Source organism: Rahnella sp. BIGb0236 (assembly GCF_004364755.1).
GTDB lineage: Bacteria > Pseudomonadota > Gammaproteobacteria > Enterobacterales > Enterobacteriaceae > Rahnella > Rahnella victoriana.
Genome location: NZ_SOAO01000019.1, coordinates 1 through 15442, shown reverse-complemented (window position 1 = coordinate 15442; position 15442 = coordinate 1). Strand labels below are relative to the sequence as shown.

The following is a 15442-nucleotide window of genomic DNA, read 5'->3' as shown; positions in this document are numbered from 1 at the left end:
GTCGCTGTTAGTCCCATTGAATAACTTAAAAATATCATAAAACTCTCATCACGTTGAATCTGACAAGTGCAATCCGATCGCATGGGCAAGCGGTAACACTTAAATATTCAATAATATCAATACAATGTGTTTTATTTATGATGCAGCATCTCGCATGAAAAATCCATCAGATATTCATGATTTGTCATATTTCAGAATCCCCTTATCATGCAGCTCATCGATTTGAAGGTGACGACGGTGCTTATTTTTAAAGGAGTGGGGGTGTGGAGATCGAGGTAACCAAAACAAGCGGAGTGAAGATTATTACAGATGATAACTATGCTGCTTTAGGCGTGACAGACTTTCTAAATCAACACAGCATTGGGGTCTCCTGTACACATACCATCATTTTCATCATAACTCAACGCTCCAGAGCTGAAGCCTTTAGTTTTCTATGCAGAGAATCACATTTTTTTTCTTTATGTGATTTAGCGATAATTATCGCACCGGAATCTGTCAGGCGCATCATTAGAGGACTATGGGGTGTAACCTGTGTTTTTATCAATGTGCACAATAGCCAGGCGCGTATTGCGTATGAAATAGAAGATGCATGCAGTTCAGATAAAGTTTGCGTTGATAATTCACCGGAAGAACTTACGCTTTGCGAATACAGAGTCATCAATCTGTTACTGGCAGGAATGAAACCCTGCTCAATAGCAAAGATATTAAACCTTAATGATAAAACGGTCAGTTCGCAAAAGAGAAGGGTGATGAGAAAGTATGATGTGTCATCAACTGCAGAGCTGGTTATGAAACACCAGCTAATTGAACTTTGCTCCCGTAAGATATTCAGTCAAAGGACGGTTATGCCGAACCACATCACCGGAGAGTGCCTGGTTTTAGCTGAAAAATAATATAAGGCCGACAGGGGGTATGGTATCGCGCGCATTCTAAGAGTGTGGTTTATTATTTTAGGTTGGGCTCGAAATCACAATATGAAAATATCTACTATGCTCATTTCATGTTTATTAATAATGATTGGGATCCTGATGGGATTAACGTTACCCCTGAAACACACAACGCAAAGAATTCAGGGCGACATATTTTCTTTACAGAACAAAACACATCCTGCACCTTTCGACATCATTGAGGATTATCAGGAAATGACGCGACATCATGACACATTGGCTATGTGCATAGAGTCAGGAATTATTGCTCAGAAGTATCATGCCGCCAAAAGTCTGGATGAAGAAATGCAGTGGCGTTTCTTACAAAGAATAAATTGTAGAAGTTAGCTTACCGAACATTAGCATGAAAAATATTACTTAATATTTTTTGTAAATTCAGCACCTGTTCATATTTATACTTGGGGCATTAATTTCGTCTGTTAGATCGTAGCCGAGACCTGCTCGTTAGACGAGCATAAATCTTAATATTGGAAGTGGAAACTTAAAATGTCATTTTTCAGAAATTTGATTTTTTCTAAATCCAGAACGAAGTGGGTTTTGGGAGGAATATGTTCTTTAACCTGTTTTTGCGCATTTTCTGACGGTGGCGTTGCCATTCAGGCTACTAGAATTGTATATCCTGAACAATCGGGGCAGCAAACCGTGTCGGTATTGAACTCATCCACGACGGATTCTTTTCTGATTCAGTCGTGGGTTGAAGATGCTGCTGGGCGTAAAAGTGCAGACCTTATCGTGACTCCCCCGTTGTATTTAAGTGAGCCAGGAAATGAAAATACGCTTCATATTTTCCATGTGAATAAAAACCAGCGGCAGGATCGAGAAACGCTTTATTACTTTATCGCCAAAGCCATTCCTTCTACTGATGAGAAGAAAAGCGATGCCAGTGAGTTCAAAGTGGCGACGGCAAGCAGAATTAAATTATTTATACGACCCGATGGCCTGAAACCGACTTCTGATGAAGCACCGCAATCTTTGAGTTTTAGCCGAGATGCCGGGGGGGTAAGAATATCTAACCCTACCCCATACTACATTACGCTGACGGGTATTAAATATGGCGGCACGGCATTAAAAGACGTCATGGTAGGGCCGAAAGAAAGTGTATTAAGTTCTGTGAAATCAGCTAACGCAAACACAATTTTTTTTCAAACGATTAATGATAGTGGCGCAATAACTAAGTTACTGTCACGTCCGATTAACTAAGAGCGTTAAAAATGAAGGTGGTGCTATGGGTAAGCAAAATTCGATAATTATTTTTCGGTATTTGTGGACCGTAATATCAGCACTTCCTTTTTTTTCGCACGCGGCCCTGCATTTTGACCCTGAAATGCTATCAGGATACAACGACAATATTGCTGACCTTTCACGATTTGAAAAAGCAACACAACCTGCAGGTGAATATTCGGTAGACATTTATCTCAACGGAAAATTTCTGGCGGCAAAGTCACTGAATTTTACCGCAGTGCAAGAGGCATCGTCTCCAGATGAAGAGGCTAAGGGTGAACTTAGAAACACCTCTTCAGAGAATGCTTCCCCCTCTCACATTCATGACCATACAGGATTGATGGCATGTCTGACGAAAGAAAACTTGATATGGATGGGGGTCAATGTCTCGCACTTTGATGGACTTGCGAATACACCTGCTGGGAAATGTATTTCACCCGGGGAATACGTCCCTCAGGCCTTTACAGCATTTGATTTTCAGAAAATGCGCCTGGATATCAGTATTCCCCAGGCGGCTTTAAAACGGCTTAGCAACGTTTCGATACCCACCGAAAAATGGGACGAAGGGATCACTGCGGCTTTATTCAGTTATCAGCTCAGTGGTGCTGAAAACCGAGGAAGTTTTGGCACAACTCGCAGCAACTATTTGAACTTAACCAGTGGTTTTAATTTTGGCCCCTGGCGTCTAAGGGATAACAGCAACTGGAATATGTACCAGGGTAATTCAGAGAGCAGAAGTCAGTGGGTACATCAGAATACTTATGTGCAACGCACCATTATTCCGTTGAAAAGTGAACTGACGATGGGTGACAGCACGACAGACAGTGACGTCTTTGACGCATTTTCATTTCGTGGCCTGCAAATTTCCCGGGATGACAGTATGTATCCGGACACGCTGCGCGGATTCGCACCTGAAATACACGGCACAGCCTATTCCAATGCAAAGGTGACCATTCGTGAACATGGGAACGTGGTTTACAACACTTACGTGGCTGCCGGTGCCTTTGTTATTGATGATCTTTTCCCTGTTTCTTCAGGCGGAGATCTTGAAGTCACGGTGACGGAAGCTAACGGTTCGGTCAGGGTTTTCACTGTGCCCTTCTCATCATTACCCGTACTCCAGCGGCAAGGACATACGCGCTTTGGCGTAACGGCCGGGCGCTATAACAGAAGCGGCTATGAAAGCCCGGCATTTGTACAAGGGCATCTGCTCTGGGGGTTACCCCATGCTATCACGGCCTATGGCGGTACGCAGATTGCGTCTGACTATCAGTCTATCGCCGTAGGCGCCGGTATCAATATGGGTAACTGGGGTGCACTATCCGCTGACATTACTCAGGCTGACAGCACATTGAGCGATGGCTCACGCCATGATGGGCAGTCCGTGCGGTTCCTTTACGCCCGCTCCCTGCTCATGACAGGAACAACGTTTCAACTGGCTGGCTATCGGTATTCAACGAAAGGATTTCATACTTTTGATGAATCCGCACTCAAAAGAATGTCTGGCTGGCTTTACGATACAGACAGCTTAGATGCCTCAGGCAAGCCCGTTAAGGAAAAATGGTCCGGCTATTACAATCTTTATGGCAATAAACGGGAACGCATTCAGGCCAACATTTCCCAGCGCATTGGAAAATTTGGACAACTCTATCTGAGCGGCAGCAGGCAGAACTATTGGAATGATTCAGCTACGGCAACGTCATTACAGACGGGTTTCAGTTCCGCCGTGGGTCATGTTAGTTACACCCTGTCCTACAGCTACAGCAGGATGAGTGGCCAGCCAAAAGCTGACCGTGCTCTGTACTTCTCACTGACCGTCCCGTTGGATGTATTTTCGCCTCATGGCAGCAGTAAGGATGATGCCCATCAGGCCTGGGTAACCTATAACGCAAACCGGGACAGTGAAGGCAAGCTGACGCATCAAATGGACATCAGCGGCACGGCCCTTGAAGCCAATAATCTGGACTGGAGTGTTTCTCAGGGATACGGCAAGCAAGACGGAAACAGCGGTGATGTGGCTCTGGGCTACCGTGGAACTTACGGCGATGCCTCCGTGGGATATGGTTACAGCGCAGATTATAAACAAATCCGATACGGCGCATCCGGCGGCGTCGTACTCCACAGTGGGGGGATAACGTTAAGTGAGCCATTAGGCGCAACGAATATACTGGTTGCGGCGCCGGGGGCATCAGGTGTGCCGGTAGATAATCAGAACGGTATATCTACAGATTGGCGAGGCTACAGCGTTATTCCTTATGCCAACACGTACCATGAAAACCGGGTCTCTCTGGATATCAGCCGACTCGATAACTCGACGGATATTGATGATGCGGTTGATTATGTCGTTCCGACAAAGGGTGCTTTAGTCAGGGCAAATTTTGCCACTCATTCGGGTAGTCGTGTGTTGATGACATTAACACATGCAGGAAAGCCCCTCCCTCTCGGTACTACGGTAAGTACCAGTGATAATAGCGTCGGCATGGTCGGGGAAGAAGGACAGGTCTATTTAACCGGGTTACACCCACAAGGAAATATAAAAGCCAAATGGGGATTGGGAGCAGATCAACAATGTGCCGCAAAATATAATATTGAAGTTAAGTCTCCTCAGCCACCATTAATTCTAATAGCAGAAACCTGCTATTAATCAATGTCCCCACTCAATTTTATTACGAATGAGAACGGACAAAATGTTGTTAACATAAAAAGGAAATATAGCGTGTCTAAAAAAGATATTTTAAAAATGGGTTTATTGGCGGGTCTGGTTGCTCTGTCCATTGGCAATGCATCTGCCGCAACGGCAAGCTCAGCTGAAGCAAAGGTAGAAATTACAGGTGAAATTACGGCAGCGACATGCCAAGCCGGCTGGGATGGGACTAAAAATATTCAAGTAGACTTGGGTAAAGTTTCTGCCGATAAAATGACCACACCTGGCGATATCGGTGCCATCAAACCGTTCGTGTTGACACTGACGGGTTGCAGCGGAGTGAACACGATCAGTGTGACTGCTCAGGGGACTCCAGACGCCACAGAATCTTCAGATTTTGCTAATACTCTGAAAGATGGAGCTGCCGGTGTGGCCGTTCAAGTGTTAGGTGGCCCCGCTCAGAATACAGTGATGACCCCAGATGCTCTGACATCTGTCGACTATCCTGTTTCGGGTGACAACGCCAATTTAACTTTCCTTGCCGAAATGGTTCGAACTGCGAAGGCTGATGCTTCTAACGGCGATACACCCACAAGTGGTGTAACTGTGGGTAAATTAACCAGCCTGGCTACCTTATATCTGACGTACGAATAAAACTAAAGTCACCGGGAATATCCCGGTGACTTCAAATTATCTTAACGGCATTGGAGTGAGTATGCATTTCCTATATAAAGCATTAGTTTTTATAATACCATTGACGTGTACACTATGCTTTGGTGCCGTCCCGAGAACGACCGTAAATATAAATCAGGATAATTTTAGTTTATGGGTCGGCAACGGTTATACAGAATTACCAGAGCCAGTCACAACCGAGTTTTCCAAAGAAATATGGGATATTGGTGCTAATCAGTTCAATGTCCACTGGTCACCGGTAGGTGGGGATCATGGTGACTGTCGTGCAATCTATGGTTCCAGCGGATTTTCTGTCAAAATTTTAGGTGTTGCTGATAATAAAATTGAGCAGGGAAATATTAATGTAACCGCAGGGAACCCTGTTCCAATAACAACAAAAGCATGGATATCCATTGAACAAACGGGCGGCACGCAAACCCAATCAAAGACACAGATATTTCAGTGCGATCTAGAGGCAAAAACTTGGTGGCCACAAGATACAGACTATATGTTAGTGGCAAAAGTATTTGTAAATATTAATATTCCGCCACCAAGTTGTTCACTTTCAGTGCAGTCGCAGTTAGTCATGCCGACACTAAGCACATCATCTAATGGGAACAAAGAGGCGAAAAAAACGCTTCCAATCACTGTTAATTGTAATAATGTTAGCGGGATTCATTATATACCAAAAGTAGACTTAACCTTATCAACCAGCTCGGCGAATGAGGGTAATCATGTTTATGATGATGATAGTATTACCTTAAAAATGCTTTATGGCGATGACTCATCAAAGTCAGGAGAAGAATGGACGGCAGACGGATCATCTAATTACAGCATAGGTGAAATATTGGATGGCGCGACAAAAACCGTGACACCTGAAGTTGATGCCATAGTAAAATCAGGAGCCCAGGCAGAGAAGTATGATGTAAATGTGACTGTGATGATGAACTTTAAATAAAAAAATCCAGAAGAAGATTACTCATCTTAAAGACTGATTATTCATTTTCACCCGTAATCAGTTAGCATAAAAACCTATTTTCATTGTTGCGTTTTCTTGAAAAACCTGAATGAAGTACAATCGTTACACATCCGCATAAAAATGCGTTTTTATAATCAATTAATATATGAATTAAACAGTTATTTTCACACTAATAAAGGAAACTATCTGATGGCTAACTCTACTTTTCAACAGGGCGATGGGAAGAACATGAAAATCAAGATATCTTCCCCATGCCGAAAAATACTGCAAAATTATTCTGGCCTGCTAAATATCTCTGAAACTGAGTTGATTAACCGGATGATTTTTTCCTTTGCTAAGGCGGATATAGACTTATTGTCCTGCCTGTTGATGCAGCCAGGTGACCTCATTGAGTAACAATATACGTCATACAAACCAAGTGCTCATGATAGCAACGGCGGACTCATGAAGAGCGAGGGCGATGGCACGCTGAGTTATTCCATCGTGGATTCATCCTCACCACCAACTGGAATGCAGCGGATGCCCAATGGAGGGGAGACCTGATTAAAGACTATACCGTTGAACTGGACGACGTGCCGTCGTCAGCCAGACCGGGAAACTATACAGGCACGATAGAAGCCAAACTGTCCTGTGAATAATTCTTTAATCAAATTTCGATTGTTGTGGAGCCAGAATGAAAATTTTTAGGATGTTCTTAGGTTTTATTATATGTTGCATTGTGCTTATTTATCTTTCAGATAAAGGCATCTTACCAGATAAAGAAACTTTACCGGTTGCTGGCCGTACAAAAGAAGATAGCAAACGTCTGGATAAATCACTCATTGAATATTGCTGGCTTCGTAAAACAACTTCAAGTGATGGTGCTAACAGCACATTTTTGCGCACGAAATATTGTGAATCTTTGCAGGACAAATTTGAAAAAAAATATCACGAGAAACCTGTCAGTTGGCGCTAAAAATATCCGCATCTGCACCACAATATTATCGCTTTGAAATAACAATTTCGGTGTGCTTGATGCAGTAGTTATCCCCAACGGTCGTTACCGCTAGAGCAAATGGCGAACAACGTTCTGTGACTGATTCAGAATACGGATAACGGTGATGGAAGTATCGGAGGGAATGAAGAAAAACACATGTCTCTCTATCGGCAGGGAAAAAATGTGCCCGCCTAATTCTGGTCTTTGAGTGCCGATTTCGTGAGTCGCTAACACCTGAGATAGGTCGTTAAAACGGCTGCTATACTCGTCCACTTTAACGACATCAAATTTTTCCTAGCTAAACGACCAGATATCTTCCAAATCTCAAACAGGCAACTTGATATTCAGGGGTTTAGGTCGCAATTACAGGCTGCACCCCCATTACTGTTAGCACACCAGTAAACACAAACGCAGTCCCAGTCTATCGTCGAACCCTGTATGCACTTGCCGGGGATGCCGGCAAACGCCGAAGTGGTTGCGACCAGACAAAGCAATGATGCAGCCGTCAAACGTTTAATGCTTTTGACAAAATAAAAACTCATCCTGTAACTCCTTGAAGTGTAGTTCATGCGGTCAGTAGAACAAATACGCTTTAGCGTGAAAGCGCATCGCTGCCGGGTTTTGATATTTTTAAAGGTATAAACCCGAAACGGACAACTCATAAAATTCTTATGCACATCATTTTTTGAATTGAGAAAATGTAATATCTGTTCATATCTGAAATGGAAATTTTCTTGAGATTAATCCTTCGTAACGTTAAGGGTTAATATACGAATCACAAAAAAATGAGAAATGGAAGGCGTAGCTGAAACAATGAAAACTCGCCCTCCAGGAATAAAGTTAATCATTCAGATGAGGATTAACTTTGGGATATGAACTGAATTACTCTGGGATGCGTAAAACCTGGCCGGTGACGATGTGATCAGGATTAGTCAGTTGATCTTTGTTTTCTTCAAAGATGCTCATGTATTGAGAGGGTTGGTGATAAAATTCCTTCGCAATACTGCTTAATGTATCTCCTTCTTTCACGGTGTAGGTACGTACATTTTCTGATTTAGTTACCGGGGTTGTGGTGTCATTTTTTTGTACGTCATTTAACAATTCACTACCGATGTTTTTAACTTTTTCAAAAATATTCATATGAAGCCTCTCATGAAAATCTAATGTTTAGGTTACATTTATAAATTAGGTTTGCAATCCAAATGAAAGCACAAGTAATATATATCCAAACGTTAAATATACAATATTTATTTAAATGAGGTGGGCGTTGTGGGTATTTTATCGTGGGTTTTATTTGGTCTGGTTACAGGTGTTTTAGCACGATGTGTTATGCCTGGGAAACAACATATTGGATTGTTCATGACTATTTTACTCGGGGTTGCTGGTGCATTGACAGGCGGTTGGGTCAGCACATCATTAGGATTGGGTAATGTAAATGGTTTTAATTTTCCCAGCGTTGCAATTGCTACCTTAGGTGCAGTGATTCTTCTGTTTTTTATGCATATGCTGCGTTCAAAAAAACAGCATTAATATTCGACCGATTTAATTTATTCCAGGAGTAATTATATGAGCTTAATACAAAATATTTTGGGAAGTCTGGGTCTAAGTGATCAGATTAGTGACGAGTTTAAAGGGGTGGTTGAGTGGGTAGAACAGCAGGGAGGGATCCACTCTATCGTGAATCGTCTTCAAAATGGGGAGTTCAGTGATATTGTAAAATCATGGCTTAGTGATGACAAGAATAGGGCTATAAGTAGTGAGCTCGTTCAAAAAATGCTTAATACCAGCGAGATTAATCAATTGGCTGATCATTTAGGCATCAACTTCAATGACGCTTCTAAGCTTCTGGCAGAATGCCTTCCGCAATTAGTGAACATGGCATCATCGAATGGAAATATGAATGAGAATACAGATTTGATTGATGATCTCAGTAAAATTTATTACTAATATTTAACCTGAAGAACCCAATTTTGGGGTTGTTCGAAATACTTTACTCTCTGTCTATTGCTTGGTCAGACTAAAACACTGAAATGATAATCTCAGAAACAACCCCTTGAAATAATCTCTTAGGGGTGCGGTATCTGTATCACTTGAAATTTTCACAGAATGGCTGACGCCAGGAAATTGTATGTTTAAAAAATTATCTGCCGAATTTATTGGCACATTTGTATTAGTTTTTGGCGGTTGGGGCAGTGCAATTTTTGCCGCTGGCTTTCCGGGAGTTGGGATCGGGTTTGCCGGTGTCGCGCTGGCATTTGGCCTTACCGTATTGACTATGGCATTTGCGGTGGGACATATATCAGGCGGACACTTTAACCCGGCAGTGACGTTAGGTTTATTCGCCGGCGGTCGTATTCCTGCCCGTGAGGTTGTGCCTTACATTATTTCGCAAGTTCTGGGCGGCGTTGTGGCGGCCAGCGTGTTGTACCTTATTGCCAGCGGACATGCAGGATTTGATGCCACTGCGAGTGGGTTTGCGTCTAATGGTTATGGTTCGCACTCTCCGGGCGGTTACAGCCTTTCGGCTGCGTTGATCAGTGAAGGCGTTCTTACCGCTATCTTCCTGATTATCATTCATGGCGCAACGGATAAGCGTGCCCCTGCTGGCTTTGCACCTATTGCCATTGGTCTGGCATTGACCCTGATTCATCTTATCAGCATTCCGATAACGAATACTTCTGTGAACCCGGCGCGTAGTACCGCTGTCGCATTATTTCAGGGAACCTGGGCATTGCAGCAGTTGTGGGTATTTTGGTTGATGCCATTGGTGGGCGGGGTGATCGGCGGTTTATTTTATCGTTTTGCTCTGGCATCAAAAAATTAAATTTAAGCGAAATATTTTATTTGTTAATGAATTCCTGATGATATGAGCGAGTTGCTAATGAATCAACGATTGTATCACTGGTGAAAACTATTAAATTAATCGGGTTTATAATGCAACAAAAAAGTATCAGAAGTCAGGGGTTAATTTGGGTGCTGGCATTATATGGTACGACGGTAGGAGCGGGAACATTATTTCTTCCAGTTGAAATTGGTATAAGAGGGCCGGTTATTTTCTTCGCTATGCTTATCCTTGCAATGCCGCTCTCTCTATTGCCCATAAGCTTCTTTGCCGTGTATACATGATAAAGAATTCGGCATCATCTTCTGACAGATTGTTTGGCCATTTCCTTGGGAAAAAAAGTAATGTTTTCTTGACGATTTTATATTTCCTTGCTTTCTATCCGGTGGTGCTGGTTTATGGTATTTCACTCATCAATACTATTGAAAATTATCTGACTTCACATATGCATCAACCGACCATCAACAGAGCGATGCTGTCGTTTGTTTGCATCACAGCATTATTCAGTGTTGTCACTAAAGGAAGAGATAGAGTAGTGCGCACTATGGGGGTGCTGGCATTGCCTTTTGCTCTTTCCATTATGACTATTGCTGTGGCGATGATACCGCAGTGGGATCATAGTCTCTTAACCCAGCAGCTTCAGCAGCTGGATAAAAATACTTACCGTATCTCCATAAAGGAGATCTGGCTATCTCTCCCGTTGATCACTTTTTCGTTTGGTTGTGCTCCCATCATTTTGCCACTGGCATTGTATTATCAACAGAAGAAAGAGGAAGGTAAATCATGCCCTTACGGGCATATCCCGTATACCCATATTAGTGCAATGGACAGTGGGGCAGAAGTGTAATCATCACACATGATTTTTTACTTGATAATTAGGAGTTTTATATGAAGAATGAAATTGAAAGAAATGTGAATTTTAATAATAGTAATCTGACCGATGTACCTACGTGGGGGCCATCCTTAACTTCATATTTTGAGAAAAATGAAGCTGAGTTGATTTATGTTGAACAGATGGTTCCATCCGATGGAGACAAAGTTAATATTTATTGGAGTGGCTGTAATTTTTATTTCGGAGAAAGAGGAGCATACGCAGGTATTCAACACCAAAACGATGTAATTCGTGATGGGCAGGTTTTTACAAGAAATAATATTTGTTCAATCTGGGATTTAGATGACCTTGATCCCTCTCTTCCCACTGAAGTTACTCTGACATATGGATTACCAGGTTTGTATTCCAGCCACTTTGGTGGCGAAGGTACAGGTCTTCACACTTCACACCCTATGCCTTGGGTTCAAAATCAATGGTACGCATTGGTAATCAGACGCTGGGATAATCCAGTTGGCTCGAAAACGACTGGAATGGGAATGTTTATGTATTCGTATCTGGAGTCGAAATGGACTCATTATATGTCAGCTGATATTCCAGGAGAAAGTATCTCCCTTACAGGAAATAGCTGCAATGGATTTATTGAAAGATTTGCAGGGGATGAAGAATCCTATTATGGCATTTATGGCCAGCGTTTTAGAATGGATAAAGATGGTGTTTGGGAAAAACCGACAACGTATCTTGCTTCTGCAGGTGGGAAGCCCAGTTTGTGGAATGCTGAACTATATCAAGATGCAAATATAAAATTGAGTGTAGGCACTTCAACAAATACCGAAGAACTTATCACATTGATGCCCAATCAGTGGGAAGATAAACCAAAATTGGTGGTTTCTCCGGTAATTTTAAAATTAACAGCCGCGTATGTAAAAGAAAGTAACATCACCAATGTTTCATGGGAATTAGACGAATCAACGCCGCCACAATTAACATTCACAGTAGAAATAAGAAAGAGTGGGACAGATGGCGATTTAGTAATTAGTCATACGGAAACATCTCCGCATAAAAGAGATATTCAACTGGATACTGGTGATTTGCAATCAGGTACATATTACATAACTTTCGAATTTTATGATATCTTTAATCAAAAATCTAACTTTGGATATAATTCATTTGAAGTTTAATTTATATATAAAACCTATACTAAAAACATTCTTTATCTTTTATAAAGAATGGATTCTTTGTCCGCAAAGCGTAAACTAATCTTAACAAATTTTTTTAAATGGGATTCTACACCGGAATCCCAGATTTCCCTTTTTCAGCGTTTCAGTTATCCGGCATCGTTTGTGTTTTTTTCACCGACGCGGTAAACACGGCGACAATGCCATATTGCCGGATATCAACCTTATCAAAGTAGCGTTCTAGAACGGTTCTCAAATCCTCACAAGAATCTGCTGCGTTATTAAATATGCCTTTCCTGTTATAGACCGTCATTAAATATCGGCCAAAGCCATTATGCTCCACCCCCTTCCTTAATATCGTGGCCCCGTGCAGGGTTCCGCGATCTGTTAAGGCCTGTAAGGCATGTTCAATCGCCATTACCTTTTCATGCATCGTTCCCCGTAAACAATGCAGAAGATAATACAGAGAGACAGAATCATACTGATCTTACCCACGTAATGTGGACACGGCTCTAAGCGAGGTTCTGGTTTTCAAATTGTTCCGGGCTGAGACCGCCGCAGGCACTGTGGCGACGCCAGCGATTGTAATCACACTCAATATAGTTAAACACCGTCATCCGCATCATTTCACGGCTGCTAAAGCGCTCTCCGTGGATACATTCCACTTTCAGCGAGTGAAAGAAGCTTTCCACGCAGGCATTGTCATAAAAACAACCTTTTGCGCTCATGCTTCCACGTAGATTATGGCGTTTCAGCAAGGTCTGATAGTCCGATGAACAGTACTGCCCACCACGATCCGTGTGAACGATGACATTTTTCGGGCGTTTACGCCGCCAGAGCGCCATTTGCAGCGCATCGCAGGCCAGTTGGGCTGTCATGCGTGACGACATCGACCAGCCAATGACGGAACGTGACCACAGATCGATGACCACCGCCAGGTACAGCCAGCCTTCATCCGTGCGCAGATATGTGATGTCACCCGCCCACTTCTGGTTCGGGCCGTCAGCGCTGAAGTCCTGCTCTAACAGATTATTCGATACCGGCAGACTATGTTCACGGTAGCTGACCGGGCTAAACTTCCGGGCGGCTTTCGCCCTTAGCCCCTGACGACGCAGGCTGGCAGCAATGGTTTTGATGTTGTACTCCGGCAGTTCGTCTGCGAGACGAGGTGCACCATAGCGCTGTTTTGCCTCCATGAATGCCTCACGGACAGCCGTATCACAGATGAGGCGGAACTGTTGACGCGGGCCTTGCTGATGGTGGCGCAAACGCCAGGCATACCAGCCGCTGCGGGCAACCCGAAGCACACGACACATCGCTTTGATACTGAACTCAGCCTGATGATTTTTGATGAAGACATACTTCATTTCAGGCGCTTCGCGAAGTATGTCGCGGCCTTTTGGATAATGGCCAGTTCCTCTGCCTGCTCCGCCAGTTGACGCTTAAGGCGGGCAATTTCAACAGCCATTTCCTGCTCACGTTCGGAAGAGGAATGTGCATTCTTCAGCTTGCTGTGCCAAGCATAAAGCTGCGATTCATACAGGCTAAGTTCACGGGCAGCGGCAGCCACACCGATACGCTCAGCAAGCTTCAGGGCTTCGTTGCGAAATTCAGGCACATGTTGCTTACGGGGCTTTTTGCTGGTTGATGCTGGTTTTGTCATGAGTCACCTCTGGTTGAGAGTTTACTCACTTAGTCGCGTGTCCACTATTGCTGGGTAAGATCAGTTGTCTGGCGTTTACTCGGCGAGCCATAGGCTATCCCAACGACGTATTTCTTAAACGTTGGATTGAAGAAATATATCCAAACCGGCGCCCTCTGATTATCCGCTCAAATACAAATAAATGCTTCAGTCATGAAGAAAGAGCTCAAGCCGTCCATGAGATCTGCAACCGAAGCGGAATCGCCCTTAATCTTCAGGAATGCGGTTATTGCCGGGAGGGCCGCGTCGGGCTGACACAATCGACGCTGCTCCATGTTCACGGTAGCGCCGCAAAACACGCTGTACCTGACGTACGGTGAGTTCGAGGAGGCGTGCAGCTTCACGCTGCAGTAGAGTGTGGTCGTGAACACGCTGGATGATGCCGAGCCGGTATATATCTTTATCTGTCATAGTCACCAACATAAAGTCTGCATCCTGAGCTAAGCCTGAGGAATTCTAAGACTAGTTCAGAGACGACATCTGTGAGTTGTTGCGTACGACATTAGCGTTTTGGAGTAACAAGATAACTTCGCATAACGTTAATTATGTTAAATTATGCGAGATAAAATGTGAATACTATTTTTTCAGGTTGACTGTTTTAGGACTTCAGCGATATTCCACACATCCAGGTTCCCCTGTGCGGCTGAGACAGTCAACTCTTCATGACTTGGAGAAAACCGGACAAGAATGTCATTACGGCGCAAGAATAAAGCAGATGAGGCAAATGCGGTTCTCTTATTTGCATCATTGAAACAATGCCCCGCGCTATAGCAAGAAGATATGCAGCAGCTAGAACGTATATATCATCCTCGCCTTCATACATGTGGCGGTTCAGAATTCGTGTTGCCATACTTTCTATCCGACCTGGGTCAGCATAGCCGGAAAGGCCTCAGTAAGCAGAAATCATTCGGTCATGAATGCCAATGATGTCTTTGCTTGAAGGAAAATAAATCATCGGTTTTTAAGAGCCTCAAGCGTCTTGCCATGTTCACTAAACAACCAATCGAAATCTGATTCAGCCTGAATTTTCAGCATTTTTTCATATTGCTCAGCATCAATAACAACAACGGGCTTTGCCGATCGACGTGTGATAATTATAGGCTCACCGCTAGAAACGCTATCAAGAACTGAAGCCAGTTCATTCCGGGCAGTCGTAAAATTTATAGCTTGCATAGTCATATGCCTCATTGAAGTGTACAACCCACATGTACAGCATAATGTACACTCCATCAGTTTTTTTTCAACACTTCCACTGGGGCTATTGGATAACACGCAAGATCTAATATTGGTTGGCATAATGACCAATTCCCAACTACCCTGAATAATTCGCACCTGGATTATATAAATCCAGAACAAATAATTGGCAACTAAAGGATCCCTATGAGCGAAGTGAAAATTGTTGCAACACTGACCCCTTTACCTGAATTTATCGAAACTATAAGAGATGCCGCA

General features: G+C 43.3%; 17 protein-coding genes and 1 pseudogene. 13 read left to right on the top strand and 5 right to left on the bottom strand.

Features of this window, described 5'->3' with window-relative positions; genetic code table 11:
- Positions 1-263: 263 nt before the first annotated feature.
- From EDF78_RS24045 to EDF78_RS24015, 7 genes are all read left to right on the top strand, one after another.
- Positions 264-893: a helix-turn-helix transcriptional regulator gene (locus EDF78_RS24045; protein WP_133824065.1), complete on the top strand. Its 630-nt coding sequence runs from the start codon at positions 264-266 to the stop codon at positions 891-893.
- 540 nt (positions 894-1433) lie between these two features.
- Positions 1434-2147: a fimbria/pilus periplasmic chaperone gene (locus EDF78_RS24040; protein WP_133824064.1), complete on the top strand. Its 714-nt coding sequence runs from the start codon at positions 1434-1436 to the stop codon at positions 2145-2147.
- Positions 2148-2172: 25 nt separating this feature from the next.
- Positions 2173-4812, top strand: coding sequence for a fimbria/pilus outer membrane usher protein (locus EDF78_RS24035; protein ID WP_243839481.1), 2640 nt, complete (start codon positions 2173-2175; stop codon positions 4810-4812).
- A 72-nt stretch (positions 4813-4884) separates the two neighbouring features.
- On the top strand, positions 4885-5466 hold the full coding sequence (locus EDF78_RS24030; protein ID WP_166654493.1) for a fimbrial protein: 582 nt from the start codon (positions 4885-4887) through the stop codon (positions 5464-5466).
- Positions 5467-5491: 25 nt separating this feature from the next.
- The gene (locus EDF78_RS24025; RefSeq protein WP_133824062.1) at positions 5492-6442 is read left to right on the top strand and encodes a hypothetical protein; all 951 of its coding nucleotides are present in this window, start codon (positions 5492-5494) and stop codon (positions 6440-6442) included.
- A 210-nt stretch (positions 6443-6652) separates the two neighbouring features.
- A complete protein-coding gene (locus tag EDF78_RS24020; protein WP_133824061.1) occupies positions 6653-6859 on the top strand; it encodes a hypothetical protein in 207 nt (68 codons plus the stop codon).
- A 277-nt stretch (positions 6860-7136) separates the two neighbouring features.
- Positions 7137-7418, top strand: a complete 282-nt coding sequence (locus tag EDF78_RS24015; RefSeq protein ID WP_133824060.1) for a hypothetical protein — start codon at positions 7137-7139, stop codon at positions 7416-7418.
- Positions 7419-8321: 903 nt separating this feature from the next.
- Here the strand turns inward: EDF78_RS24015 and EDF78_RS24005 are convergent.
- A complete protein-coding gene (locus EDF78_RS24005; RefSeq protein ID WP_133824059.1) occupies positions 8322-8579 on the bottom strand; it encodes a LysM peptidoglycan-binding domain-containing protein in 258 nt (85 codons plus the stop codon).
- A 129-nt stretch (positions 8580-8708) separates the two neighbouring features.
- On the opposite strand from EDF78_RS24005, the gene EDF78_RS24000 reads away from it, so the two are divergent.
- The 5 genes from EDF78_RS24000 to EDF78_RS23980 all read left to right on the top strand — a co-directional run bounded on the left by EDF78_RS24000 (position 8709) and on the right by EDF78_RS23980 (position 12291).
- Positions 8709-8969 carry a GlsB/YeaQ/YmgE family stress response membrane protein gene (locus tag EDF78_RS24000; protein ID WP_133824058.1) on the top strand — a complete coding sequence of 87 codons (261 nt, stop codon included), beginning with the start codon at positions 8709-8711 and terminating at the stop codon, positions 8967-8969.
- Positions 8970-9005: 36 nt separating this feature from the next.
- Positions 9006-9386, top strand: coding sequence for a YidB family protein (locus tag EDF78_RS23995; RefSeq protein WP_133824057.1), 381 nt, complete (start codon positions 9006-9008; stop codon positions 9384-9386).
- Between the two features lie 181 nt (positions 9387-9567).
- A complete protein-coding gene (gene aqpZ / locus EDF78_RS23990) occupies positions 9568-10263 on the top strand; it encodes an aquaporin Z (protein ID WP_133824056.1) in 696 nt (231 codons plus the stop codon).
- A 268-nt stretch (positions 10264-10531) separates the two neighbouring features.
- Positions 10532-11128, top strand: a complete 597-nt coding sequence (locus EDF78_RS23985; RefSeq protein ID WP_279586846.1) for an aromatic amino acid transport family protein — start codon at positions 10532-10534, stop codon at positions 11126-11128.
- A 41-nt stretch (positions 11129-11169) separates the two neighbouring features.
- Entirely contained in the window at positions 11170-12291 is a 1122-nt protein-coding gene (locus tag EDF78_RS23980) for a DUF3472 domain-containing protein (protein ID WP_133824054.1), read from the top strand.
- 142 nt (positions 12292-12433) lie between these two features.
- Here EDF78_RS23980 and EDF78_RS23975 read toward each other — a convergent pair whose 3' ends face one another.
- Together EDF78_RS23975 and EDF78_RS23970 are read right to left on the bottom strand one after the other, a co-directional pair.
- Positions 12434-12706 carry a hypothetical protein gene (locus EDF78_RS23975; RefSeq protein ID WP_133824053.1) on the bottom strand — a complete coding sequence of 91 codons (273 nt, stop codon included), beginning with the start codon at positions 12704-12706 and terminating at the stop codon, positions 12434-12436.
- Between the two features lie 94 nt (positions 12707-12800).
- A protein-coding gene (locus EDF78_RS23970; protein WP_133824052.1) for an IS3 family transposase occupies positions 12801-13951 on the bottom strand; the annotation gives its coding sequence in 2 pieces (ribosomal slippage) (positions 12801-13693 and positions 13693-13951; 1152 coding nt in all).
- 65 nt (positions 13952-14016) lie between these two features.
- Here EDF78_RS23970 and EDF78_RS23965 point away from each other — a divergent pair.
- A pseudogene (locus EDF78_RS23965) lies at positions 14017-14196 on the top strand (IS3 family transposase); the annotation flags it as partial.
- 1 nt (position 14197) lies between these two features.
- Here the strand turns inward: EDF78_RS23965 and EDF78_RS23960 are convergent.
- Entirely contained in the window at positions 14198-14401 is a 204-nt protein-coding gene (locus EDF78_RS23960) for a helix-turn-helix domain-containing protein (protein WP_243839487.1), read from the bottom strand.
- Positions 14402-14941: 540 nt separating this feature from the next.
- A complete protein-coding gene (locus EDF78_RS23950) occupies positions 14942-15163 on the bottom strand; it encodes a type II toxin-antitoxin system Phd/YefM family antitoxin (protein ID WP_037035656.1) in 222 nt (73 codons plus the stop codon).
- Positions 15164-15442 lie beyond the last annotated feature (279 nt).

Coding starts and splice junctions, on each gene's coding strand:
- EDF78_RS24040 (WP_133824064.1), top strand. CDS start 1,434: ATGTCATTTTTCAGAAATTTGATTTTTTCTAAATCCAGAACGAAGTGG.
- EDF78_RS24035 (WP_243839481.1), top strand. CDS start 2,173: ATGGGTAAGCAAAATTCGATAATTATTTTTCGGTATTTGTGGACCGTA.
- EDF78_RS24020 (WP_133824061.1), top strand. CDS start 6,653: ATGGCTAACTCTACTTTTCAACAGGGCGATGGGAAGAACATGAAAATC.
- EDF78_RS24015 (WP_133824060.1), top strand. CDS start 7,137: ATGAAAATTTTTAGGATGTTCTTAGGTTTTATTATATGTTGCATTGTG.
- EDF78_RS24005 (WP_133824059.1), bottom strand. CDS start 8,579: ATGAATATTTTTGAAAAAGTTAAAAACATCGGTAGTGAATTGTTAAAT.
- EDF78_RS23995 (WP_133824057.1), top strand. CDS start 9,006: ATGAGCTTAATACAAAATATTTTGGGAAGTCTGGGTCTAAGTGATCAG.
- aqpZ (WP_133824056.1), top strand. CDS start 9,568: ATGTTTAAAAAATTATCTGCCGAATTTATTGGCACATTTGTATTAGTT.
- EDF78_RS23980 (WP_133824054.1), top strand. CDS start 11,170: ATGAAGAATGAAATTGAAAGAAATGTGAATTTTAATAATAGTAATCTG.
- EDF78_RS23975 (WP_133824053.1), bottom strand. CDS start 12,706: ATGGCGATTGAACATGCCTTACAGGCCTTAACAGATCGCGGAACCCTG.
- EDF78_RS23960 (WP_243839487.1), bottom strand. CDS start 14,401: ATGACAGATAAAGATATATACCGGCTCGGCATCATCCAGCGTGTTCAC.
- EDF78_RS23950 (WP_037035656.1), bottom strand. CDS start 15,163: ATGCAAGCTATAAATTTTACGACTGCCCGGAATGAACTGGCTTCAGTT.